Below are 22,153 nucleotides of genomic sequence, written 5' to 3' on the forward strand. Positions count from 1 at the left end.
GTGACCAACCTCTCCAGCGCTCCCGTCGAACCCACGTCCGGCCTCGATCTGCAGTGGACGGATCCCACCGTGTCCCCGGGCGACGACCTGTTCAGCCACGTCAACGGCCGCTGGCTGGCCGAGCACCAGATCCCCGACGACCGCAGCATCGACGGCGCGTTCCACGTGCTGCGCGACAACGCCGAGGCCCACGTGCACGAGATCGTGGAGGCGTGCGCGCGCGGCGACGAGTCCGGCCCGTCGGCAGCCAAGATCGGCGACCTGTACGGCTCGTTCATGGACGTCGACCGACTCGAGGAGCTCGGCGTCGACGCGATCGCCGACGATTTGGCCGCGATCGCGGCGATCGCCGACACCACCGAGTTCGCGCGGGTGCTCGGTGATCTGCAGCGGCACGGCGCCAGCGGCCTGTTCGGCTACTACGTCGACACCGACTCCAAGAACTCCGACCGCTACCTGGTGCACCTCGTGCAGAGCGGCCTCGGCCTGCCCGACGAGGCCTACTACCGCGAGGACAAGCACGCCGCGACCCGGGAGTCGTACGTGGCGCACGCCGAGCGGATGTTCGCCCTGGCCGGCCTGCCCGACCCCGCCGCGGCCGCCGCGACGATCCTCGAGCTGGAGACTGCGCTCGCCGCGCACCACTGGGACGTGGTCCGTCGCCGCGATGCGGACGCCACCTACAACCTGCACACCCGCGACGAATTCGCTTCCGCGGCAACCGGATTCGACGTCGACACCTGGATCGCGGCGCTCGGCGCCCCGGACGCGGCGACCTTCGCCGAGGTGAACCTGGGCCAGCCGTCGTTCGTCACCGCAGCCGCCGAGCTGGTCGCCGCCCGTCCGCTGGAGCAGTGGAAGACCTGGCTGCGCTGGCGGCTGCTGCGCGCCGCGGCGCCCTACCTGTCGGCGGCCTTCGTCGACGAGAACTTCGACTTCTACGGCCGGGTTCTCACCGGCACCCCCGCCAACCGGGACCGCTGGAAGCGCGGCGTGGGCTTCGTCGAGGACGCCATCGGTTTCGCCGTCGGCGAGCTGTACGTCGACAAGCACTTCCCGCCGGCCGCCAAGGCCCGGATGGACGAACTCATCGACAACCTCATCGAGGCGTACCGCCGCAACATCACCGACCTCGAGTGGATGACGCCGGCCACCCGAGAGCGGGCGCTGGCCAAGCTCGACCGGTTCACCCCGAAGATCGGCTACCCGGCCACCACCCGCGACTACAGCGCGCTGACCGCCGACCGCGCCGATCTGATCGGCAACGTCCGGCGTGCGGCCGAGTTCGAGAACCACCGCGAGCTGAGCAAGATCGGTCGTCCGGTGGATCGCGACGAGTGGTTCATGACGCCGCAGACGGTGAACGCCTACTACAACCCGGGCATGAATGAGATCGTCTTCCCGGCCGCGATCCTGCAGCCGCCGTTCTTCGACGCCGACGCCGACGACGCCGCCAACTACGGCGGCATCGGGGCGGTGATCGGCCACGAGATCGGCCACGGCTTCGACGATCAGGGCGCCAAGTACGACGGCGACGGCAACCTCGTCGACTGGTGGACTGACACCGACCGCACCGAGTTCGGCAAGCGCACCACCGCGCTCGCGGCCCAGTACGCCGAGTACACCCCGGTCGGTCTCGACCCGGAGCACAGGGTCAACGGCGAGTTCACGCTCGGCGAGAACATCGGCGACCTCGGCGGCCTGTCCATCGCGTTGGTGGCCTATCGGATCGCGAACGAGAAGTCCGGGGCCACCCCGCCGGTGATCGACGGCCTGACCGGTGAGCAGCGCGTCTTCTTCAGCTGGGCCCAGATCTGGCGCACCAAGACTCGCGACGAGGAGGCGATCCGCCGCCTCTCGATCGACCCGCATTCGCCGCCCGAGTTCCGGTGCAACGGCGTGGTCCGCAACCTCGACGCCTTCTACGCGGCGTTCGATGTACCCGACGACGCCGACCTGTACCTGGCCCCCGCCGACCGCGTCCGCATCTGGTGAACGCGCGTTCCGTCGCCCGCTGGCTGCTGCCGGCCCTGGCCGTCCTCGTCTGGCTGGGCGTCGGCGGGGCCACCGGTCCCCTGGCGGGCAAGCTCAGCCAGGTGACCACCACCGAGGCCAGCGCCTTCCTGCCGGCCTCCGCGGAGTCGACGGTGGTGTCGGAGGAACTGCCGGCGTTCACCGACACCGGCTACTTCCCGGCGATCGTCGTCGCCGAGCGGGACGGCGGCCTGACTCCGGCCGACAGCCGGTACCTCGCCGACGCCACCGCGCCGCTGGCCGGCACCGCCGGTTTCGGTCCGGACTTCTCGCCGGTGCTGCCGTCGGCCGACGGCCTGGCCGCCCAGCAGTTCGTGCCGATCGCCACCGACGGCAAGCCGAAGGAACCGGTCGCCGAGCTGCGGAAGGCGCTCGACGCGCCGCCGCCCGGGTTGACCGTGGCGGTGACCGGTCCCGCCGCCCAGGCCGCCGACCTGTCCGGTGCGTTCGCCGGGATCGACGGTCTGCTGCTGCTGGTGGCCGGGACGCTGGTGCTGCTGATCCTGATCGTCGTCTACCGCTCGCCGATCCTGCCGATCGTGGTGCTGATCTCGGCGATCCTCGCTCTCGCCTTGGCGTCCGGCCTGGTCTATTGGCTCGCCGACGCCGGCGTCCTCGAACTCAACGGCCAGAGCCAGGGCATCCTGTTCATCCTCGTCTTCGGCGCGGCCACCGACTACGCGCTGCTGCTGGTGGCGCGCTACCGCGAGACGCTCGCCGATCAGCCCGACGCACGGGGCGCGCTGCTGACGGCCTGGCGGGCCACGCTGCCGCCGATCGCCGCGTCGGCCGGCACGGTGATCGCCGGCGTGCTGTGCCTGCTGCTGAGCGACCTGAACTCCAACCGCAGCCTCGGTCCGATCGCGGCGCTCGGCGTCGCGGCGTCGTTCCTGGCGTCGGTCACCTTCCTGCCCGCGGTGCTGGCCCTGTTCGGCCGGACGGCCTTCTGGCCGCGGCGGCCGCAGCCGTCCGACGACCCGGGCAGCTCCCACCGGATCTGGCAGCGGGTGGCGGACTTCGTGGCCGCCGCCCCGCGCAAGGTGTGGGCGGTGACGCTGCTGGTGCTGCTGGTCGGCGCGGCGTTCGCCCCGATGTTCCGGTCCGACGGCGTTGCCACCACCGACTTCTTCCTCAACGAGACCGAGTCGGTGCAGGGTGCGGCGGTCCACGCCGAGCACTTCGACGCCGGTTCGGGCACGCCCACCTGGATCGTCGTCCCGCAGGTCTCCGGCGACGCCGCCACCGAGGTCGCCGCGGACACCCCAGGCGTGGCCGGTGCCGCCGTGCTCACCGAGAACGGTGCGCCGATGGTGCGCGACGGCCGGGTCGCGGTGCAGGTGACGCTGGACGACGACCCCGACTCGCTGGCCGCCCAGGACACGGTCGCACTGCTGCGCGCCGAGCTGAGCAGGCTCGACGGCGCACGTGTCGGCGGCGCCACCGCGGTGGAATTGGACACGCGGCTCACCGCCGCGCGCGACCGGAACCTGATCATCCCGGTGGTGTTGATCGTGGTGCTCGCGATCCTGGTGCTGCTGCTGCGGTCGCTGGCGGCACCGTTGTTGCTGCTGGTCACCACGGTGCTGTCGTTCGGCACCACGCTCGGCATCGCCGCGCTGATGTTCAACGGCCCGTTCGGGTTCCCGGGCGCCGACCCCACCGTGCCGCTGTTCGCGTTCGTCTTCCTGGTGGCGCTCGGCGTGGACTACAACATCTTCCTGATGACCCGCGCCCGCGAGGAGTCGCAGGTGCACGGGACGCACCGGGGCATGCTGATCGCGCTGACCAGCACCGGCGGTGTGATCAGCGCCGCGGGCATCGTGCTGGCGGCGACCTTCTCCGCGCTCGCGGTGATCCCGCTGCTGTTCCTGGCGCAGATCGCGTTCCTGGTGGCCGTGGGCGTGCTGATCGACACGCTGGTGGTGCGCTCGCTGCTGGTGCCGGCGGTGACGCTCGACGTCGGACGTCGGATCTGGTGGCCCAGCGCCCTCTCGCGTTCGGAACCGGCACGTTCGGAACCGGCGGGTTCGGGGCAGTCGTGAGGCACGACCCCGACATCCAGGCCTCCATCGACATCAACAGCGGCCGCTGGATCGCGGCGGCCATCCTGCGCCCGCTGTTCGCCGCCGCGGTGCTGCTTGTCGGCTACTTCCTGCTGCCGATCAGCCACGACAGCCGCTGGAACGTGGTCGGGCTGATCATCGGCGGCTTGATGCTGGCGGGGTTCTGCGCGTGGGAGATCTGGCAGTTCCGGCACACTCGACGCCCGGTGCTGGTCTCCCTGGAGTTGTTCACCGCGCTGGTCGGCTTCTACGTGGTCTCGTTCTCCACGGTGTACTTCCTGTTCTCCGACTACGACCACGGCAGCTTCACCGAGTCGCTGACCCGCGTGGACGCGCTGTACTTCTGCCTCACCGTGTTCACCACCACCGGCTTCGGCGACATCGCCGCCGCGAGCCAGCCCGCCCGCATCGCGGTCTCGGTGCAGATGGCGTCGTCGCTGATCCTGCTCGGCCTGGGCGTGCGCTTCCTGACGCTGCTGGTCAGCCAGCGCGTCAAGGACGTCAGCACCGACTGACCCCGGCGCACCCACCCCGTCGCCCACCCTCCCGCGTGTCGCGACCCCTTCCCCGGGTCGCCGTCCGGGCTCGGACGGCGACCCGGGATCAGGGTCGCGACACGGAACTGAGGGGTGGTCGACGACGGGGCGGAGCAGGCGTGCGTCAGCGGGCGAGGAACGCGGCGACCGAGCCCTCGAAGGCCTCCTTGGCCTCGATCATCACCCAGTGACCGCACTTCGGGAAGATGTTCAGTTCGGCATTCGGGATCAGGCGCATGGGCACCAGTGCCATGTCCGGCGGGCTCACCCGGTCGTCGCGGCCCCAGGTCAACAGGGTGGGGCACTTGACCTTGTGCATCATCGCCCAGTACGGCGGGACGTCGGAGTCGGCCATGAACTTCTGCTGCATCTCGAACGCGGCCGAGCCGTACATCATCGCGGCGGTCTTGAGCGCCTCCGGATCGATGGCCGCCGACCAGCGCTGCTCGATGAGCTCCTCGGTGACCAGCGCGGGGTCGTAGACCATGCCGTTGAGCCAGCGGATGAGCTTCTCGCGATCGGGCGCGTCGGTGAACTCCTGCAGCAGGCGCAGGCCCTCGCTCGGGCTCGACGAGAACAGGTTGGGGCCCACGCCGCCGATGGTGACCAGGCGGGTGATGCGCTCGGGGAACTTGATGGCCAGGTTGATGCCGACCACGCCGCCCATCGAGTTGCCGATCACGTCGGCCTTCTCGATGCCGAGGGCGTCCATGAAGCGGATCACCGACTTGCCCGCGGTGAGCACCGGGTGGCCCTCGATCGGGTCGGAGACGCCGAAGCCCGGGAACTCGATGATGTAGACGTGGTGCGTCTGGGCGAAGAAGGCGAGGTTGCCGCGGTAGTTCCGCCATCCGGTGACGCCGGGGCCGCTGCCGTGCAGGAGCAGCAGCACGTCGTCGTGCTCGGCACCTGCCTCGTGGTAACGGATGACGCCCTTGTCGGTGGCGAGTTCGCGCTGGGTGTTCTCATAAGTCAGGTCCACGCCCCCCATAGTAGAACGTGTTCTAGTAGGTAGCGTGGGGACCATGCGTATCGATCCTTCTGTCCCCGCTGTCGCCGCCGGCCTGATCGGCGGTTACTCCGTCGCCCGCTTCTCCGGCATCCGCCCGCTCGGCGGGGTGGCGCTCGGCGCCGCCGGCCTCTATGCCGGCCGCAGCTGGCTGGCGCAGGGCCCGGCCGTGACCGCAGGCCTGACCGCCGTCTACCTCGGCGCCTTCGGCGCCTCCCATCCGCTGGCCAAGAAGATCGGCGCCTGGCCGTCGGTCCTGGCGATGACCGCCGTCGCAACCGGCGCAACGGCCGCGGCGACCGCTCGACGTTGATACCGTCGCAGCATGACTGTGACGGCAGACACACCTGAGGGTCGGGTCGGTTTCGCTTCGCTGAGCGCGGGCGGCTTGCACTGGGACGCGTTCCCGCTGCGCCTGTTCACCAAGGGCAACGGCAAGACCTGGGATCCGGCGGCCATCGACTTCTCGCAGGATGCCGCCGACTGGGCCGGTCTCACCGACGAGCAGCGCCGCAGCGCCACCTACCTGGTGGCCCAGTTCGTCGCCGGAGAGGAGGCCGTCACCCAGGACATCCAGCCGTTCATGGCCGCGATGGCCGCCGAGAACCGGTTCGGCGACGAGATGTACCTGTCCCAGTTCTGCCTCGAGGAAGCCAAGCACGCCCAGGGCTTCCGGCTGTGGATGGACGCCGTCGGCCTCACCGACGACCTGCACGCCTACGTCGCCGAGAACCCGTACTACCGACAGCTCTTCTACCGGGAGCTGCCGCAGTCGCTGCGCATCCTGCAGTCCGATCCCTCGCCGCTGAATCAGGTCCGGGCCAGCGTCACCTACAACCACGTGATCGAGGGCAGCCTCGCGCTCACCGGCTATTACGCGTGGAACAAGGTGTGCGCCGAGAACGGCATCCTGCCCGGCATGCAGCAGCTGATCGGACACATCGCCGACGACGAACGACGCCACATGGCGTGGGGCACCTTCACCTGCCGCCGGCACATCGCGGCCGACGACTCCCTGTGGGAGGTCGCGGGCGAGCGCATGGGCGAACTCCTACCGATGGCCCTCGGCATGATCAGCTGGGTCAACGACCAGTTCGAGGTGCCGCCGTTCGGCATCGACAACGACGAGTTCGTCGCCTACGCCGCCGACCGCGCGCAACGTCGCCTCGGCGCCATCGAGTCCGCTCGCGGGCGGCCGGTGGCCGAGATCGACCTGGACTACACGCCCGCTGTGTTGGAGGACACCTTCGGCGACGAGGACGCGAAGGTGATGGCCGCACTCCGCACTCGGTGACGCGTCAGCCGCGCTGAGCCTCGCGGATCGCGGGGGCGAACAGGGCCGCCAGATTCGCCGCCACCTCGGGGATCGGGACCTCCGGCGGCATCGCCACGTAGCTCAACGCCATCCGCGCCACCGCGCCGGCGATCCGGTCCGCCTTCTCCGACGGCAGGGCGATCCATGACTCGGTGACGATCTGCGTCAGCCGCTCCTTGGTGGCCGCGATCAGCGGCGCCGCGTCGGTGGTGATCAGCCGGTGCAGATCCGGATTGGCCTCACCGGACAGCAGCGAAGCGATCATCGGATCGGCGGCCGCACCCTCGAAGAAGCGAGCGAAACCCGCGGTCAGCGCGCCGTCGAGATCGTCGGGCGCCTCGATCACGGAGCACTCGATCTCCCCGGTGTAGTCGGCCACCAGGCGCAGGGCGTAGGCCTGAGCGAGCCCGTTGCGGGAGCCGAACTCGTTGTAGACGGTCTGCCTGCTGACCCCCGCGTGCCGCGCGACGGCCGCCATCGTCACCTTGGACCAGTCGCGCCCGGTGAGCAGGTCGCGCAGGCCGTCGAGCAGCGATTTGCGCAGCAGCGCCTTGCTCGCTTGGGCATAGGTCGGACCGGGTGCGCTCACACGGTCGAGCCTAGCCCCGCGGCGAGCCGTGCTCGCAGTTCGCGGGCCGCCGCGGCCCGGCCCACCGTGACCGCACCCAGCAGGCCGTCGGGTCCGGTGACGGTGATCGTCGCCGAACCGTCGGCCAGGTCGCCGTCGATGGCCACCGCGCCGTCGGCCGTCGGTGCGCCGACCATCTGGATGTTGACGCCGTATTGCATGGTCCACGCGCGGGGCACTTCGGCGTAGACCGGCGCCGGGCGGCCGTCGAGATCGGCGACGACGCTGCGCGCCACCGCCGCCCCCTGATCCATCGCACCGAACCAGTGCTCGCCATCGGCCGCGCCGCCGGTCGCGACGTCGCCGGCCGCATAGATGCCGTCCACGCTGGTCCGCAGGCATGAGTCCACCACGATGCCGCCGGGCTCAACGAGCACGCCGGCGCTCTGCGCCGCCGCCACGTTCGGCACCATGCCGAGCGCGGCGACCACCGCGCCGGTCACCCGGGTGCCGTCGTCCAGGTCGGCCCCGGACGGGTCCGCCGTGATCACGCGTGCGCCGCAGCGCACCTGCACTCCGCGATCCCGGTGCAGGTCGGCCAGGTAGTCGGCCACCGCCGGGGGCACCACGCGACTCAGCACCTTCTCGCCGGCTTCGAGCACCGTGACGGGCAGACCCGCCGCAGTCGTCGAGGCGGCCAGCTCCAGGCCGATGAGGCCGCCACCGATCACCACCAGTCCGCCGCGGTCGGTGATCGTCGCGCGGATGCGTTCCGCGTCGGCGACGGTGCGCAGGGACGGCACCTCGTCGTGCAGCCACGCGGGGCGGATCGGACGTCCGCCGGTCGCGAGGATCAGCGCGCGGTATCCCAGGGCGCGGCCGTCGCTGAGCGTCACCGTGCGGGCGTCCGGGTCGACGTCGGTCACGGCCACGCCGCTGACGAAGGTGATGTCGCGGTCGGCCCAGAACTCCGGCTTCTGCAGTCGGATGCGTTCGACGCTCAGGTCGGCGGCGAGCAGATCCTTGCTCAGCGCGGTGCGCCGGTACGGGTGCCCGGCCTCGGCGCCGACGACGGTCACGGGCCCGGTGCAGCCCTCGGCGCGCAACGTCTGCGCCGCGGTTGCCCCGGCCACACCGGAGCCGACGATCACCACGCCGGTCACGGACGCGCGACCTCGACCATCTCGAAGTCGGCCTTGGCGGCGCCGCAGTCCGGGCAGCTCCAGTCGTCGGGGATCTCGTCCCAGCGCGTGCCGGGTTCGATGCCGTCCTCGGGCCAGCCTTCGGCTTCGTCGTACTCGAAGCCGCACTGCAGGCAGCGGAACAGTCGGTAGTCGTTCATGGTCATACTCCGATCGGAAGGAAGTCGACCTTGTCGCGGACACCGCAGTCCGGGCAGGCCCAGTCGTCGGGAACGTCGTGCCAGGCGGTGCCGGGCGCGAAGCCCTCCCGCGGCGCACCGTCGGCGATGCGGTAGACGTACTCGCAGTTGCCGCAGCGGTAGGCATCGGCCGACAGGTTCTGCACGGTCGACGCGCTGTCGGCGGCGGGGCGCTCCAGCACGGCCACCGCGGCGGCCTCGTGGGCGGCGAGCAGTTTGGCGGCCTTGCTCGGCTGCAGATTCGCGCGACTCAGGTCGCCGTCGTAATGCGCCAGCACCCGCTTGTCCATCACCTTGCGCCACAGCGGCGGGAAGTAGGCGATGCCGATCATGCTGGCGTAGCCGCTGGGCAGGTTCGGCGACTCCTCGAAGCTCCGCAGCGTCTGATAGCGACGCGTCGGATTCGCGTGGTGATCACTGTGTCGCTGCAGGTGGTACAGGAAGATGTTGGTCGCGATGTGGTCGGAGTTCCAGCTGTGCTGCGGGGTGCAGCGCTCGTACCGGCCGCGGGCGTTCTTCTGCCGCAGCAGGCCGTAGTGCTCGAGGTAGTTGACGGTCTCCAGCAGCGAGAAGCCGTAGACGGCCTGCAGCAGCAGGAACGGCAGCACCTGCCAGCCGAAGATCAGCGCGAGCGCGCCCCACAGGACCACCGACATCGCCCAGGCGTTCAGGACGTCGTTGGTGTGGTGCAGCACCGGTCGCTCGAGGCGCTTCATCCGGTTCGCCTCCAGCTCCCACGCGGACCGCAGCGAGCCCCACACACTGCGCGGCAGGAACGTCCAGAAGCCCTCGCCGTAGCGCGAGCTGGCCGGATCCTCCGGCGTCGCGACGCGCACGTGATGGCCGCGGTTGTGCTCGATGTAGAAGTGCCCGTAGAAGGTCTGCGCCAGCGTGACCTTGGACAGCCACCGCTCCATGGTGACCTTCTTGTGGCCGAGCTCGTGCGCGGTGTTGATGCCGATACCGCCCATCGCGCCGACCGTGAAGGCCAGACCGATCTTGGACGCCAGACCCAGGCCTCCCGACTCGATGCCGAGCCAGGTCAGGTTATCGGCGGTCCAGAGGTAGCTGGCGAAGATCAGGCTCGCGAACTGGAACGGGATGTACACGTAGGTGCAGTACCGGTAGTACTTGTCGTTCTCGAGCTGTTCGATGAGCTCCTCGGGCGGGTTCTGCCCGTCCGGCCCGAAGAAGATGTCGAGCAGCGGCAACAACAGGTACACCAGGATCGGCCCGGTCCACCACCACACCGGCGAGACGGCGTTCAGCCAGCCCCAGTCCAGTTCGCGGCCGGCCCAGTTCATGAGGGCGACGAAGCCGGTGGCCACGAAGAGCGCCGTCGGCGGGATCAGTCCCAGCAGCCAGAGGTAGCGCTTCTTGTCGCGCCACTGCGCCACCGGTTCGCCCGTGGCGTCGATCGTCGGTTGTGCCATGTCATGTCTCCTTCACGTCGTCCGTCGGCGTGTGAATTAGACAGTAGGCCCATTTCCGTCCTATGTCTATACATCTGTGGCAATTTGTAAATCTGCGCGGTGTTTCGAGCACGCGGTGCCACGCCGCCTACGATCAATGACGTGCAGTTCTCTCGATTCGTCGCGCTGGGCGACAGCCAGACCGAAGGCATGGGGGATCCGGATCCGCGCTACGAGTACCGCGGATGGGCCGACCGCCTCGCCGACCGTCTCGCGCTGTCCAACCCGGACTTGCAGTACGCCAATCTCGCCGTCCGCGGGAAGACCACCCGGCAGGCCAGGGAGGAACAGCTCGCGCCCGCCCTGTCCATGGATCCGGACCTGATCACCGCGCCGCTGGGCATGAACGACGTGATCGGCAGTTCCGACATGGCAGCGGTCCACGGCGACCTCGACGCCGTCTACCGCGTCCTGCACGCCACCGGCGCCACCGTGGTGATCTCCACCTATCCGGACGTGACCCGCACCATCCCGATGGGTCGACGGTTCGAGGGCAAGCTGCTGGCACTGAACGCGATGATGCGTGAGTTCGCCGACGAGTACGGCTTCGTTCTCGTCGACCTGTACTCCGCGCCGGTCCTCACCGATCTACGTGCCTGGGCACCGGACCGGCTGCACGCCTCGCCGCTCGGCCACGAGCGCTTCGCCGACGGCGCCGCGTTCGCGCTCGGCCTGGAACACAGCTCCGCCGACTGGGCCGCGCCACTCGAGGTGCTCGCCGAACCGCGACGCCTGTACCGACACGCCCGCGACACCCGGTGGGCCGTGCAGTATCTGACGCCGTGGATGATCCGCCGCATGCGCGGCCGCTCCCTGGGCGACGGCCGAACGCCGAAACGTCCGCGGCTCACCCCAGTGCTCGACGACCCGGGCCGCAGCCCCGTCGACACCTCAGCCGGCCTCCGCCGGACGAACGCCGCCCGCGGTGATCAGTAGATCTTGTTCGCGCCGCCGTCGGCCATCAGCGTCTGGCCGGTCATGTAGACCGAGTCGTCGGACAGCAGGAACGCGACGATCGGCGCGACGTCGCCTTCCGGATCGCCGAACCGGCCCATCGGCACCTTCTCCCGCGACGCCTCGTAGAGATCCGGGAACGCCTTGCTCCAGGCGACGACGCCCTCGGTGAGCGCCATCGGCGACACGAGGTTCACGCGGATGTTGTCGCCGGCCCACTCGTTGGCCACCACGCGGGTGAGGCCGCGGATCGCTTCCTTCGCCGCCGCATACGCGGCCTGCGTCGGCTGGCCGACGATCGCCGCGCCGGATCCGAAGTTGACGATCGCACCGCCGCCGGCCGCTTTGAGCTCAGGGTAGGCGGCGAGCATGAAATGTCGAGTCGCGTTGAAGCCGGTGTCGAACGACAGGTCCCACATCTCCTGCGTGAGGTCGACGAAGGGTGCCTGGCGGGATGCGTGCGCGTTGTTCACCAGGCCGGTGAGCTTTCCGAAACGTTCCACAGCCAGCGCAACTGCGGCCTCGGCGGTCTCCGGCAGTCCGACGTCGCCCTTGAGGAAGACGACGTCGTCCCCGCAGTCGTTCTCCAGCGCCGCCCCGGCCTCGGCATTGACATCCACCGCGACGACCTTGGCCCCGCGCCGCACCAGCACCCGGGACACGGCACCGCCGATTCCCGCGGCTCCGCCCGTGACGACGACGACCTGATCCTGCAGCTGCATTCGAGTCTCCTATCAGCGCTTTCATCGAAGCGCCGCCGGGCGCGAAGCGCTCGGCGGCCACGGTCGTCGGCGACAGCCGCGTGACTTCGACGTTACTCCAACCGCGCTCTGTTGCCGCGCGACCAAGCTCACACGCCGTCCATCATCCAGGCCCCACTCTGCTGACGCCCCAAGCACCACACCGCCCACCCAGTGTCGAACCAGCATAGCTATGGTTAGCATTGCCTAACCAAACTTCGAACCGTGGAGCGTGCATGCCCATCCCCGACAGTCCCGCCCTGAACCGCCGCCAGCTGCTGCGCTCGGTCGGCATCGCCGCCCTCGCCCTCGGCGCACTCGGCGCCACCAGCGCCTGCTCCAGCCGCGAGGTGGTGACCGACGGGACCGCGGGCGGCGAAGGCCCGATCACCGTCGTCGACCAGTACGACAACACGATCACCTTCGACACTCCGGTGGGCCGGATCGTCAGCGTGATCATCCCGGTGCCGTCGATGATCATCGGCGCCGATCAGTCCACCGCCCGCAATGTCGGGGCCAACAAGGTCGCGATCTCCCTCGCGTCGGCGGGCATGCTCGGCACGATGTTCCCGCAGTTCCTGCAGACACCGGTGGTCGCCGGGAACGACTTCGTCCCCAACGTCGAGCACATCCTCGCGCAGAATCCCGACGTGGTGATCCAGTGGGGCGACAAGGGCGACGACATCGTCGCACCGCTGCGCAACGCCGGCCTCAAGGTGCTGCTGCTCAAGTACGGCACCCAGGAGGACCTGGAGGCGTGGATCACGATCTTCGGCGACCTGCTGGGCAAGAAGCCCGAGGCCGACGATCTGCTCGCCACCATGGCCGCCGACCGGGCCGTCGTCGAGAAGTCCGCCCGCGCGCACGCCGCCCGCGCGCCCCGCGCGATGTACCTGTACAACGCGCCGGAGATCAAGGTCGGCGCCGACAACAGCTACATGGACTTCTGGATCCGCCTCGCCGGCGGACGCAACGTGGCCGCGGGCGCGGGCAGCGGCTCGAGCCTGGCGGTGACCCGCGAACAGGTCCTCACCTGGGATCCCGAAGTGGTGATCCTGGGCAATTTCGAACCGACCGCACCCGAGGACGTCTACCGCGACCCGACCTGGGCGGCACTGTCCGCGGTCAAGAACAAGCGGGTCTACAAGGCCCCGCTCGGCGGCTTCTCCTGGGACCCGCCGTGCAACGAATCGAACCTGATGTGGCTGTGGGTCAACTCGGTCTTCTTCCCCGACGAGCGCCACGACCTGCGCGCCCGGATCGCCGAGACCTACCGGCACCTCTACGCCTACGATGTCACCGCGGCCGACGTCGACCGCGTTCTGCACCTGCCGGCGAACTCGGTGAGCAGCGACTATGACCGTCTCTTCCGCGCCTGAGGCGGTCCGCGCCGACAGCGCGGGCCCCGCAGCCGGCGTACGACGATTCCTGGTTCCGACGGCACTCGCGGCGATCACCGTCGCGGTCGTCCTGCTCTCGCTGTCGGTGGGCCGGTACACCGTGCCGCCGAACGAGACCGCCCGGATCCTGCTCAATGAAGTGATCCCGCTGGCGCAGACCTGGACCGACAACGAGGCGAACGTGGTGCTCGGCGTCCGCCTGCCCCGCGCCCTGTTGGCCATGCTCGTCGGCGGCGGCCTCGCCCTCGGCGGTTCCGCGCTGCAGGCGGCGTTCCGGAACCCCCTGGTGAGCCCGCAGGTGCTCGGCGTCTCGTCGGGCGCGTCGTTCGGCGGCGTCCTCGCGATGATGGTCGGCGCGGGCTCGGCGTACGTGGTCGGCGGCGCCTTCCTGTTCGGTCTGGTGGCGCTCGGCATGGTGCTGTTGATCGGCCGCGGCCGGTCCGGATCGTCGATCCTGATGATCGTGCTCGGCGGCGTGGTGACCAGCGCGTTCTTCTCGGCACTGGTGTCCTTCGCCACCTACGTCGCCGACCCGTACACCACCCTGCCGTCCATCGTCTTCTGGCTGATGGGGTCGCTGGCCACCGCCGACATGGGCAAGGTGCTGATCGCCGCGGTGCCGATCCTGCTCGGCAGTGCCCTCATCCTCGGGCTGCGGTGGCGCGTGAACGTCCTGTCCATGGGCGACGACGATGCCGCGATGCTGGGAATCAACCCCGGGCGGCTGCGCACCGTGCTCCTGACGATGGTCGCCCTGATGACGGCGGGCGCGGTGGCGGTGGCCGGCGTGATCGGCTGGGTCGGACTGGTGATTCCGCATCTCGCACGACTCTGGGTGGGACCCGACCACCGCATCTCCATGCCCACCACGTTTGTCCTCGGCGCCGCGTACCTGACGCTGATCGACACGCTCTCGCGCACGGTGAGCCCGGGCGAGATCCCGATCGGGATCCTCACCGCCATCATCGGCGCACCGGTGTTCGTGCTGCTGCTCCACCGTTCCCGACGACAGGCCTTCCTCGATGCTTGAACTGATCGACGCCGGATTCCACTACCCGCACCGCGACTGGATCTTCCGCCACGCGAACCTGTCCCTCGACGGCGGCATCACGTCCATCCTCGGCCCCAACGGGCAGGGCAAGACGACGTTGCTGCGCTGCCTGTCCGGACTCAATCCGCTCACCGAGGGCACGGTGGTCCGCACCGGCGAGATCGGCTACGTGCCGCAGGCCGCGGCATCGACCTTCGCCTACACCGTCTTCGACATGGTCCTGATGGGACGCGCCAAGAAGGTGTCCGCGTTCGCCGCCCCCGGCCGCGTCGACCGCGCCCACACGCGCGCGGTGCTCGAACGCGTCGGGATCGACGATCTCGCCGACCGCAGTTTCGCCGAGCTCTCCGGCGGCCAACGCCAGCTGGTGCTGATCGCGCGGGCCCTGGTCGGCGAGTGCGACTACCTGATCCTCGACGAACCGGTCTCCGCGCTCGACCTGCGCAATCAGGCGCGGGTACTGGAACTGCTGCGGGCACTGGCCGCCGACGGCATGGGCGTCCTGCTCACCACGCACCATCCCGAGCACGTCCTGCACCTCGGTGGCACGGCGATCGTGCTGACCGCGCCGGAACGGATCCGTCAGGGCCCGGTCGACGAGCTGATCGCCGACGACGTCCTCAGCGACCTCTACGGGATCGACGTGGTCCGCGCCGAAGTCGACGACCGCGGCCGCCCCCGCACCGTCTTGTTCACCCGTTACGACACCGCCGACGCACCGTCGGCCCGCCTCCAGGAAGTTGGCTCATGACCACCCCCGAACTACTGCATCCCGTCGCGCACCTCACGATGGGTACCGGCTTGGGCATGCCCGGCCCGGTGACCGACTTCGCCGAGGTCGATCTGTACGACCTGCCGCAGCTGGACACAAGGACCCTCCGCGGCCTGATCGTCAACAGCGGCTGCGACCAGATCTTCTTGGAACGACGCCGCGATCTGCTCACCGACTTCGTCACCGGCGGCGGCCGGGTGGCGCTGATGGGGCACGCGATGACCGACTTCCTCCCCGGCCTCGGGCGGTGGCGCCGCCTGCAGTACTCCGGTCCGAAGGACCTGGCGATCACCGCCGGTGCACCGCATCCGGTGTGGGCCGGCGTCGACCCCGCCGATCTCTCCTTCCGCCGCGGCGTGTCCGGCTTCTACGCCCGCGGCTACAGCGAAAAACTGCCCGACGGCGCCACGGTGATCCACCGCGTCGGCCGGCACGGCCTGCCCGTGGACTACGTCTATCGCCTCGGCGCCGGCGAAGTCCTGGTGCACGGCGGCATCGACCTCGGTGTGTACCGCAACGACCCCAACACCTCGGCCCGCATCTTCCCGCAGCTGCTGCAGTGGCTGTCCGGACAGGAGACCCTCGCATGACCACCACCGACACCACCGCGCCCGACGTCAACGTCGCCGAACCCTTCCGCCGGACCGACCGCGCCGCCCGTTCGCGGCGACGCCTCGCCCTGGTCCACGGCGGCGCGCACTTTCACCTGCAGACCCTCGCCGATCCGGCGGTGATCACCCATCAGACCGAGTTCGTCTATCTCGGCGACCTCACGGCCGGCGGCCTCGCCGACTACGACACGGTGATCGTCGCCGACCGCCAGCACCCGGAGTTGTTGCGCCGCAACGCCGCCGAGTTCCTGGCGGTGGCCGAACGCGGCGGCACACTGGTGGTGCTCGGCGAGAACGCCGCGCACACCTGGCTGCCCGGCGTCTCGTGGACGCCCCGCCCCACCAACTTCTGGTGGTGGATCGAGGGCGAGGATCCGCTGATCCGGACCCGCACCCCCGAGCACGACGCGTGGGAGTTCCTGTCGAGCAAGGCGGTGATCTGGCACCACCACGGTCTGCTGCACACCGACGCCGACGTGGTGCCGCTGGTGGTGTCCGAGGAGCCCGACGAGAACGGCGCACCGCACGACGCGGGCATGCTGCTCTACGAGGACACCGTGAGCACACCGGGTCGGATCATCGCGACCACGCTGGACCCGACCTTCCACCACGGCAACAACTTCATGCCGGGCTCCACCCGCTTCCTCTACTCCCTCCTCCGCTGGCTCGACCACACCGCGCCCGCCCGCTGACCCCGCTCGACCGTCACTGTCATATACGGCACCTCCGTGGTCACTATGACCACGGAGGCCGCGTATATGACAGTGAACCTGCGGGAGGAGACGCGCCCGTCGAACCTGCGGGAGGAGACGCGCCCGTCGACGGACTCCGCGCACTCGGGCCCGCACCAGCCACACTGGGTGCCATGCCCACCCCACCGAGCCCCTATGCGGCGCGGGCCGACGAGTACATCGCCGCCGTCGGACGGATCGAGCACACCGACCCCGCCGATCGCGCCCTGCTCCAGCAGTGGGCGGCGACCGTCAACGGACCGATCCTCGACGTCGGCTGCGGTCCCGGCCAGTGGACCGAATACCTGACCGCAGCCGGCGCCGACATCGCGGGCATCGACCCCGTCCCGGAGTTCATCGATCGTGCCCGCGCCGACTACCCGCACTGTCGTTTCGATGTCGGCCGCGCCGAGCAGCTGCCGGTCGCCGACCGCACCCTCGGCGGCATCCTCGCGTGGTACTCGCTGATCCACACCCCGCCGGAGCAGATCGGCGCCGCACTCGCCGAGTTCGCCCGGTGCCTGCGTCCGGACGGCCGACTGGCCCTCGGCTTCTTCACCGGCACCCGGCAGGACAGATTCGCGCACGCGGTGCAGCCCGCCTACCGATGGCCGGTCGATCTCCTGGTGTCGGTGCTCGAGACCGCCGGTTTCCGGGTGGACCACACCGAAACGCGCTCGGGCCGCCCCGACCGCGACCACGGCGCGATCCTCGCCGCCCGGCGTGCCTGAATCGCTTGTCCCACGTCACTTCCCTACTGTCGACAGGCAGAGACGGAACGAGGGGGAGTCGAATGTCGTCCACTACTGATTCGTGGAAACGCGCCACACTCGCGGCGGGCGCCGGGCTGGCCGCGGCCGTGCTGGTCGGCTGCAGCAGCACCACCGGGAGCGATTCGAACACCGGCACCGGGGCCGCGGCCACCACGACGGTCACCACCGCCGCGTGCGACGCGAATCGGGATATGGCGGCGGCGGTCCGCGGAGCGATCGCCGACACCCCGGCCCCGGCCGGGATGACCTGGCAACCGAACGGCAGTCCCACGCCCGAACCCTGCCGCACCCTTGACTACTCCACCACCACGGTGTCGATGGCGACCGGGTCGTCCCCCGAGCTGATCATGCTGTTCCACAACGGCGAGTTCGTCGGTCCCGCGTCGAACTGCTTCGTGCCGCTGCGAAACCTGGAACGCGACGGCGACGACACGGTCGTGGCCACCTATCGTTTCCCACTCGAGGGCGAATCCAATGCCGGTGCCACCGGCACCGCCACCCTGCGCTACCGCTGGGACGGCGACAAGGTGGTCACCGAGGGCTCCTTCCCCACCCTGCTGAGCACCATCCCGGGGTGCGGGGACACCGCATCGACCAGCACTGACGGCGCGGTCACCGAGGTGGCGCCGGCCGACTACGCGACTCCCGGATCGGCCGGCTACTACCGCTGGAAGTTCGGCACCGGCCGGGAATGCGCGGCCTCGCCCGCCGGCATCTGGTGCAGCGTGACCTTCCCGTCCGGCACGCCCGACGTCCGCAACGACGTCTTCACCGGCACGCCGAACTCGATCCACCTCACCGACGAGGGCACGCGCGCCACCCTCACCGAGGGCGGCCCGCCCGGCGCACAGACACTACCGGTGCACAGCCGGATCACCATCGACGGTCTGTCGTGCACGGCCGTCACCGACGGCATCGAGTGCAACGGCCCCGCGGGCGGCTTCTCATTCGTCGACGGCGAGCTGACCCGCCACGGCACCGAGCTGGCACCGACCCCCGCCTGACCGGCGCCTGTCGTCCGGCCAGCATCCGCGCGAACGCCGCGCACGCCATCGAATACCGATCCGCCCGCGCATCCACCGTCCCACGCGCCCCCGCGAGTTTCATCTCCGCAAAGGCACCCCTACCGGGCCTTTCCGGACATAAAACTCCGGTCGGCGTCAGCCCGCCAGATCATCCGGCTCGAGGGCGTGGTCGGGGCCGTCCACCAGCAGCTGCGCCCTCGGCAACTCGGTCCGGAACCGGGAGGACTGCAGGTCCTGGGCGGCTGTGTCGATCAAACGTCCAACCGCCCCGCCGTTCGGCGCATAGCGCTTGTCCACCAGGATCCCGTCGAGTCGCACGTCCACGCACCACGGAGCGAAACCGACCACCCGCGCAGCCAGGACGAACGGCGTCGCCACCAGCGCCGCGATCCCGGAGATCCCGTACCCGACGAATACCGTCACCGCCGTCAGCACCACAGCGAGGATGTCACCAGGCAGGTGACACAGATCCAGGATCCGCTCCAGCAGCACGGGCTTGTCGGCCTCCGCGGGCGGGTCAGCGGCCTCCCCCAGAGCTGACTCCGGCTCAGTCTCCGGCTCAGTCTGGTCGATCCACCGAACCTGCTCCACCCACACTTCTTCCGGATTCCACGTCGGCCGCCAGGCCAGCATCCTCCGTCGCACCGACCAGTCCTGACCGCCCGCCGTAGTCCCCGCCCGCATACCGATCGACCCTACCGGCGCGGCGATGCCTCACCCGCGCTACTCGGAGGTGTCGTGCGGAGTCGAGTGCGCTGAGATGGACCGAATCTCGGGGAAGTCCACCGTGTCCAGCGGTATAACTGCGGTACACCACTCAACCGGAAGATGACTGCCACATGTCTCTCAAGAACATCCTCAGCGAATCCGACTACCAGCTCGTGCTCGCGACCGAAGACGACCGACTGGAAGATCTCTCCGAAGAGAAGCTGCTCAAACTGCATCGGCGGACGCGCCGCGCACGGAACAAGCACGTCGGCCAGTACCGCCGGACCGGCGCCGCGAAGGTCGCCAAGAAGGGCGCGCGCGGGCAGGGCAAGAAGGCGAATGTGAAGCGCGCCCGCCGCGCCGAGGTCTTCGAGGAAGCGCTCAGCCGGGTCAGCCGTCAGCTGGCCGTGGTGGCGCACGAGACGGCGGAGGCGTTGAAGGCCGAACGTCTGGCGGCCGCGCAGGGCGGATCCACCGGCCCGTCGAAGGGCAAGGGCAAAGGTAAGGGCAAGGTCGGTTCGAAGGGCAAGGCGCGGGTCGACGCGACCCGCGCCAACCCGGGTCGGATGAAGTACGAAGCGAGCACCAAGTCCACCGGCAAGCGCCGCCAGGCCAAGCGCGACAACCGCTGATCGCTGCCGCGAGTTTTATGTCCGGAAAGGTACCCCTACGGGGCCTTTCCGGACCTAAAACTCCGGTCGGCGTCAGCCACCGGCGAGCAGATGCACGACGGCCCCGGTCCGACTCTCGCGAGTCGGCCGGGGCCGTCGTGTTCCGCTAGGTGAGGTTACTTGACCAGGTTCTCGTTGGTCAGTGCCTTCACGCCGGCTTCGGCCTTCTCCACCAGCGAGGCCGGAGGCAGGAAGTTGTCGCCGTAGGCCGCGGCCAGTTCCTGGGCGCGAGCGACGAAGCCGGCGACGCCGCCGGAGTAGCCGTTGATGTACTGCACCACGCCACCGGTCCAGGCCGGGAAGCCGATACCGAAGATCGAGCCGATGTTGGCGTCCTCGACGGAGGTGAGCACACCTTCGTCGAAGCACTTCACGGTCTCGAGCGCCTCGGCGAAGAGCATGCGCTCCTTCATGTCCTCGAGCGGGATCACCTTGCTGCCCGAGTTGAAGTGCTCACGCTGGCCCGGCCACAGCAGGCCGCGCTTGCCGGCCTCGTCGTAGTCGTAGAAGCCCTTGCCGTCCTTGCGTCCGGTACGGCCGTTGTCGACCATCCAGTCGACCACGGCGAACGAGCCGTGCTCGGCCGGCTTCTGGCCGGCTGCCTCGGCTGCCGCCTGGGTCTCCTTGCGGATCTTCTGCGGCAGGGTCAGGGTCAGCTCGTCCATCAGCTGCAGCGGCGGGGCCGGGTAACCGGCCTGGCTGCCTGCCTGCTCGATGAACGCCGGCTCGACGCCTTCGCCGACGGCCGCGATGGCCTCGTTCACGAAGGTGCCGATCACGCGGCTGGTGAAGAAGCCGCGGCTGTCGTTGACCACGATCGGGGTCTTGCGGATCTGCAGGGTGTAGTCGATCACCTTGGCCAGCACGGCGTCGGAGGTCTTCTCGCCCTTGATGATCTCCACCAGCGGCATCTTGTCGACGGGGCTGAAGAAGTGGATACCGATGAAGTCCTCGGAGCGCTTGACGCCCTCGGCGAGGATGGTGATCGGCAGGGTCGAGGTGTTGGAGCCGAGCACGGCATCCGGCTCGACGATGTCCTCGATCTCCTGGAAGACCTGAGCCTTCACCTCGACCGACTCAAACGCGGCCTCGATCACGAGGTCGACGCCCTTGAAGTCGGCGGCGTCGACGGTCGGGTGGATGCGAGCCAGCAGAGCGTCGCTCTTCTCCTGCGTGGTCTTGCCGCGCTTGAGAGCCTTCTCTTCCAGCTTCTCCGAGTAGCCCTTGCCGCGCTTGGCAGCCTCGATGTCGATGTCCTTGAGGACCACCTCGATGCCGGCCTTGGCCGACACGTAGGCGATAGCCGCACCCATCATGCCGGCGCCGATGACGCCGACCTTCTTGGCGGTGTACTTGTCGTAGCCCGCCGGCCGCGAGCCGCCACCGTTGATGTGCTGCAGGTCGAAGAAGAACGCCTTGATCATGTTCTGCGCGACCTGACCGGTCACCAGCGACACGAAGTAGCGGGTCTCGACGAGGTCGGCGGTGTCGACGTCGACGTACGCGCCCTCGATGGCTGCGGCCATGATGGCGCGCGGAGCCGGCATGTTGGCGCCCTTGATCTGCTTGCGCAGCATCGCCGGGAAGGCCGGCAGGTTGGCGGCCACGGCCGGGTTGCTCGGTGCGCCGCCGGGGATCTTGTAGCCCTTGACGTCGAACGGCTGCTGCGCCTCGGGGTTGGCCGCGATCCATGCCTTAGCGGCCGGGATCAGCTCGTCGATACTGCCGACGACCTCGTTGACCAGGCCCACTTCCTTGGCCTTGGTCGGGTTCATGCGCGGGCCCTGCAGCAGCACGTTCAGCAGTGCGGCCTGCATGCCGAGCAGTCGAACGGTGCGGACCACGCCGCCGCCGCCGGGGAGCAGACCGAGGGTCACCTCGGGCAGGCCGAGCTGGTTGCCCTTGACGTCGGCTGCGACGCGGTAGTGGCAGTGCAGCGCGATCTCCAGGCCACCGCCGAGTGCCGCGCCGTTGATGGCGGCGACGACCGGCTTGCCCAGGGTCTCCAGACGACGCAGCACGGCCTTCATGCCGTTGGTGCGCTCGGTGATCGCGGTGGCGATCTCTTCCTTGGTCTGGGTCCGCTCAGCGGTCATGTCCTTGAGGTCGCCGCCGGCGAAGAAGGTCTTCTTCGCCGAGGTCAGCACCACGCCCGTGATGTCGTCCTTCTCGGCTTCCAGGCGCTCGACGGTCGCGGCCATCGACGACTGGTAGAGGTCGTTCATGGTGTTGGCGCCCTGGTTGGGGTCGTCCATCGTCAGGATGACGACGCCGTCGGCGTCCTTCTCCCACTTGATCATGTTGTCAGTCATGAGATTAAGTCGTTTCCTTCGTTCTCA

The 22,153-nt window shown here is 69.4% G+C and carries 22 protein-coding genes; 14 read left to right on the plus strand and 8 right to left on the minus strand.

What is annotated here, in order from left to right:
* The 3 genes from MUG78_RS05020 to MUG78_RS05030 are packed head-to-tail and all read left to right on the plus strand — an operon-like array spanning position 1 to position 4,612.
* Complete coding sequence (locus MUG78_RS05020) at positions 1–1,995, plus strand: M13 family metallopeptidase (RefSeq protein ID WP_308221330.1); 1,995 nt, start codon at positions 1–3, stop codon at positions 1,993–1,995.
* Positions 1,992–4,076 carry an MMPL family transporter gene (locus MUG78_RS05025; protein WP_246992778.1) on the plus strand — a complete coding sequence of 695 codons (2,085 nt, stop codon included), beginning with the start codon at positions 1,992–1,994 and terminating at the stop codon, positions 4,074–4,076. Before MUG78_RS05020 ends, MUG78_RS05025 begins: the two co-directional genes overlap by 4 nt.
* Positions 4,073–4,612, plus strand: coding sequence for a potassium channel family protein (locus MUG78_RS05030; protein WP_246992780.1), 540 nt, complete (start codon positions 4,073–4,075; stop codon positions 4,610–4,612). The genes MUG78_RS05025 and MUG78_RS05030 overlap by 4 nt, the downstream gene beginning before the upstream one ends.
* Positions 4,613–4,757: 145 nt before the next feature.
* On the opposite strand, the gene MUG78_RS05035 is transcribed toward MUG78_RS05030, so the two are convergent.
* The gene (locus tag MUG78_RS05035) at positions 4,758–5,624 is read right to left on the minus strand and encodes an alpha/beta fold hydrolase (RefSeq protein ID WP_281499789.1); all 867 of its coding nucleotides are present in this window, start codon (positions 5,622–5,624) and stop codon (positions 4,758–4,760) included.
* A 34-nt stretch (positions 5,625–5,658) separates the two neighbouring features.
* On the opposite strand from MUG78_RS05035, the gene MUG78_RS05040 reads away from it, so the two are divergent.
* On the plus strand, positions 5,659–5,955 hold the full coding sequence (locus MUG78_RS05040; protein WP_246992784.1) for a hypothetical protein: 297 nt from the start codon (positions 5,659–5,661) through the stop codon (positions 5,953–5,955).
* 12 nt (positions 5,956–5,967) lie between these two features.
* Positions 5,968–6,936 (plus strand): R2-like ligand-binding oxidase, encoded by a 969-nt coding sequence (locus tag MUG78_RS05045; protein ID WP_246992786.1) that lies wholly within the window; start codon positions 5,968–5,970, stop codon positions 6,934–6,936.
* 4 nt (positions 6,937–6,940) lie between these two features.
* Here MUG78_RS05045 and MUG78_RS05050 read toward each other — a convergent pair whose 3' ends face one another.
* From MUG78_RS05050 to MUG78_RS05065, 4 genes are read right to left on the minus strand one after another with little or no spacing between them, the layout of a single operon-like run.
* Entirely contained in the window at positions 6,941–7,546 is a 606-nt protein-coding gene (locus MUG78_RS05050; protein WP_246992788.1) for a TetR/AcrR family transcriptional regulator, read from the minus strand.
* Positions 7,543–8,688, minus strand: a complete 1,146-nt coding sequence (locus MUG78_RS05055; protein ID WP_246992790.1) for an NAD(P)/FAD-dependent oxidoreductase — start codon at positions 8,686–8,688, stop codon at positions 7,543–7,545. Before MUG78_RS05055 ends, MUG78_RS05050 begins: the two co-directional genes overlap by 4 nt.
* Positions 8,685–8,867, minus strand: a complete 183-nt coding sequence (locus MUG78_RS05060; protein ID WP_246996840.1) for a rubredoxin — start codon at positions 8,865–8,867, stop codon at positions 8,685–8,687. The genes MUG78_RS05055 and MUG78_RS05060 overlap by 4 nt, the downstream gene beginning before the upstream one ends.
* Before the next feature lie 2 nt (positions 8,868–8,869).
* A complete protein-coding gene (locus MUG78_RS05065) occupies positions 8,870–10,339 on the minus strand; it encodes a fatty acid desaturase (RefSeq protein WP_246992792.1) in 1,470 nt (489 codons plus the stop codon).
* Positions 10,340–10,480: 141 nt separating this feature from the next.
* Here MUG78_RS05065 and MUG78_RS05070 point away from each other — a divergent pair, with 141 nt between their 5' ends.
* Positions 10,481–11,314, plus strand: coding sequence for an SGNH/GDSL hydrolase family protein (locus tag MUG78_RS05070; protein WP_246992793.1), 834 nt, complete (start codon positions 10,481–10,483; stop codon positions 11,312–11,314).
* Here MUG78_RS05070 and MUG78_RS05075 read toward each other — a convergent pair.
* Positions 11,308–12,054, minus strand: coding sequence for an SDR family NAD(P)-dependent oxidoreductase (locus MUG78_RS05075; RefSeq protein WP_246992795.1), 747 nt, complete (start codon positions 12,052–12,054; stop codon positions 11,308–11,310). The two genes, MUG78_RS05070 and MUG78_RS05075, sit on opposite strands and share 7 nt — an antisense overlap.
* A 254-nt stretch (positions 12,055–12,308) precedes the next feature.
* On the opposite strand from MUG78_RS05075, the gene MUG78_RS05080 reads away from it, so the two are divergent.
* From MUG78_RS05080 to MUG78_RS05110, 7 genes are all read left to right on the plus strand, one after another.
* Entirely contained in the window at positions 12,309–13,451 is a 1,143-nt protein-coding gene (locus MUG78_RS05080; RefSeq protein WP_246992797.1) for an ABC transporter substrate-binding protein, read from the plus strand.
* The gene (locus MUG78_RS05085) at positions 13,429–14,502 is read left to right on the plus strand and encodes a FecCD family ABC transporter permease (RefSeq protein WP_246992799.1); all 1,074 of its coding nucleotides are present in this window, start codon (positions 13,429–13,431) and stop codon (positions 14,500–14,502) included. The genes MUG78_RS05080 and MUG78_RS05085 overlap by 23 nt, the downstream gene beginning before the upstream one ends.
* Positions 14,495–15,274: an ABC transporter ATP-binding protein gene (locus tag MUG78_RS05090; protein ID WP_246992801.1), complete on the plus strand. Its 780-nt coding sequence runs from the start codon at positions 14,495–14,497 to the stop codon at positions 15,272–15,274. The genes MUG78_RS05085 and MUG78_RS05090 overlap by 8 nt, the downstream gene beginning before the upstream one ends.
* Positions 15,271–15,885, plus strand: a complete 615-nt coding sequence (locus MUG78_RS05095; RefSeq protein WP_246992803.1) for a hypothetical protein — start codon at positions 15,271–15,273, stop codon at positions 15,883–15,885. The genes MUG78_RS05090 and MUG78_RS05095 overlap by 4 nt, the downstream gene beginning before the upstream one ends.
* Positions 15,882–16,598: a hypothetical protein gene (locus MUG78_RS05100; RefSeq protein ID WP_246992805.1), complete on the plus strand. Its 717-nt coding sequence runs from the start codon at positions 15,882–15,884 to the stop codon at positions 16,596–16,598. The genes MUG78_RS05095 and MUG78_RS05100 overlap by 4 nt, the downstream gene beginning before the upstream one ends.
* A 173-nt stretch (positions 16,599–16,771) precedes the next feature.
* On the plus strand, positions 16,772–17,368 hold the full coding sequence (locus MUG78_RS05105; RefSeq protein ID WP_246992807.1) for a class I SAM-dependent methyltransferase: 597 nt from the start codon (positions 16,772–16,774) through the stop codon (positions 17,366–17,368).
* A gap of 62 nt (positions 17,369–17,430) precedes the next feature.
* Positions 17,431–18,414: an LppP/LprE family lipoprotein gene (locus MUG78_RS05110; protein WP_246992809.1), complete on the plus strand. Its 984-nt coding sequence runs from the start codon at positions 17,431–17,433 to the stop codon at positions 18,412–18,414.
* 156 nt (positions 18,415–18,570) lie between these two features.
* Here MUG78_RS05110 and MUG78_RS05115 read toward each other — a convergent pair whose 3' ends face one another.
* Positions 18,571–19,119 carry a hypothetical protein gene (locus MUG78_RS05115; protein ID WP_246992811.1) on the minus strand — a complete coding sequence of 183 codons (549 nt, stop codon included), beginning with the start codon at positions 19,117–19,119 and terminating at the stop codon, positions 18,571–18,573.
* Between the two features lie 155 nt (positions 19,120–19,274).
* Between MUG78_RS05115 and MUG78_RS05120 the strand changes: the two genes are divergently transcribed.
* Positions 19,275–19,775 carry a hypothetical protein gene (locus MUG78_RS05120; protein WP_246992813.1) on the plus strand — a complete coding sequence of 167 codons (501 nt, stop codon included), beginning with the start codon at positions 19,275–19,277 and terminating at the stop codon, positions 19,773–19,775.
* A 155-nt stretch (positions 19,776–19,930) separates the two neighbouring features.
* Here MUG78_RS05120 and MUG78_RS05125 read toward each other — a convergent pair whose 3' ends face one another.
* The gene (locus MUG78_RS05125; RefSeq protein WP_246992815.1) at positions 19,931–22,126 is read right to left on the minus strand and encodes a 3-hydroxyacyl-CoA dehydrogenase NAD-binding domain-containing protein; all 2,196 of its coding nucleotides are present in this window, start codon (positions 22,124–22,126) and stop codon (positions 19,931–19,933) included.
* Between the last annotated feature and the right edge of the window lie 27 nt (positions 22,127–22,153).

Source organism: Gordonia alkaliphila, from assembly GCF_023017165.1.
Classification (GTDB): domain Bacteria; phylum Actinomycetota; class Actinomycetes; order Mycobacteriales; family Mycobacteriaceae; genus Gordonia; species Gordonia alkaliphila.

Bases quoted from the DNA above. Each gene is read 5' to 3' on its own strand.
- MUG78_RS05110 (WP_246992809.1), top strand. From the start codon at position 17,431: ATGTCGTCCACTACTGATTCGTGGAAACGCGCCACACTCGCGGCGGGC.
- MUG78_RS05105 (WP_246992807.1), top strand. From the start codon at position 16,772: ATGCCCACCCCACCGAGCCCCTATGCGGCGCGGGCCGACGAGTACATC.
- MUG78_RS05040 (WP_246992784.1), top strand. From the start codon at position 5,659: ATGCGTATCGATCCTTCTGTCCCCGCTGTCGCCGCCGGCCTGATCGGC.
- MUG78_RS05090 (WP_246992801.1), top strand. From the start codon at position 14,495: ATGCTTGAACTGATCGACGCCGGATTCCACTACCCGCACCGCGACTGG.
- MUG78_RS05060 (WP_246996840.1), bottom strand. From the start codon at position 8,867: ATGAACGACTACCGACTGTTCCGCTGCCTGCAGTGCGGCTTCGAGTAC.
- MUG78_RS05085 (WP_246992799.1), top strand. From the start codon at position 13,429: ATGACCGTCTCTTCCGCGCCTGAGGCGGTCCGCGCCGACAGCGCGGGC.
- MUG78_RS05045 (WP_246992786.1), top strand. From the start codon at position 5,968: ATGACTGTGACGGCAGACACACCTGAGGGTCGGGTCGGTTTCGCTTCG.
- MUG78_RS05075 (WP_246992795.1), bottom strand. From the start codon at position 12,054: ATGCAGCTGCAGGATCAGGTCGTCGTCGTCACGGGCGGAGCCGCGGGA.
- MUG78_RS05095 (WP_246992803.1), top strand. From the start codon at position 15,271: ATGACCACCCCCGAACTACTGCATCCCGTCGCGCACCTCACGATGGGT.
- MUG78_RS05125 (WP_246992815.1), bottom strand. From the start codon at position 22,126: ATGACTGACAACATGATCAAGTGGGAGAAGGACGCCGACGGCGTCGTC.
- MUG78_RS05035 (WP_281499789.1), bottom strand. From the start codon at position 5,624: ATGGGGGGCGTGGACCTGACTTATGAGAACACCCAGCGCGAACTCGCC.
- MUG78_RS05115 (WP_246992811.1), bottom strand. From the start codon at position 19,119: ATGCGGGCGGGGACTACGGCGGGCGGTCAGGACTGGTCGGTGCGACGG.
- MUG78_RS05080 (WP_246992797.1), top strand. From the start codon at position 12,309: ATGCCCATCCCCGACAGTCCCGCCCTGAACCGCCGCCAGCTGCTGCGC.
- MUG78_RS05120 (WP_246992813.1), top strand. From the start codon at position 19,275: ATGTCTCTCAAGAACATCCTCAGCGAATCCGACTACCAGCTCGTGCTC.
- MUG78_RS05065 (WP_246992792.1), bottom strand. From the start codon at position 10,339: ATGGCACAACCGACGATCGACGCCACGGGCGAACCGGTGGCGCAGTGG.
- MUG78_RS05100 (WP_246992805.1), top strand. From the start codon at position 15,882: ATGACCACCACCGACACCACCGCGCCCGACGTCAACGTCGCCGAACCC.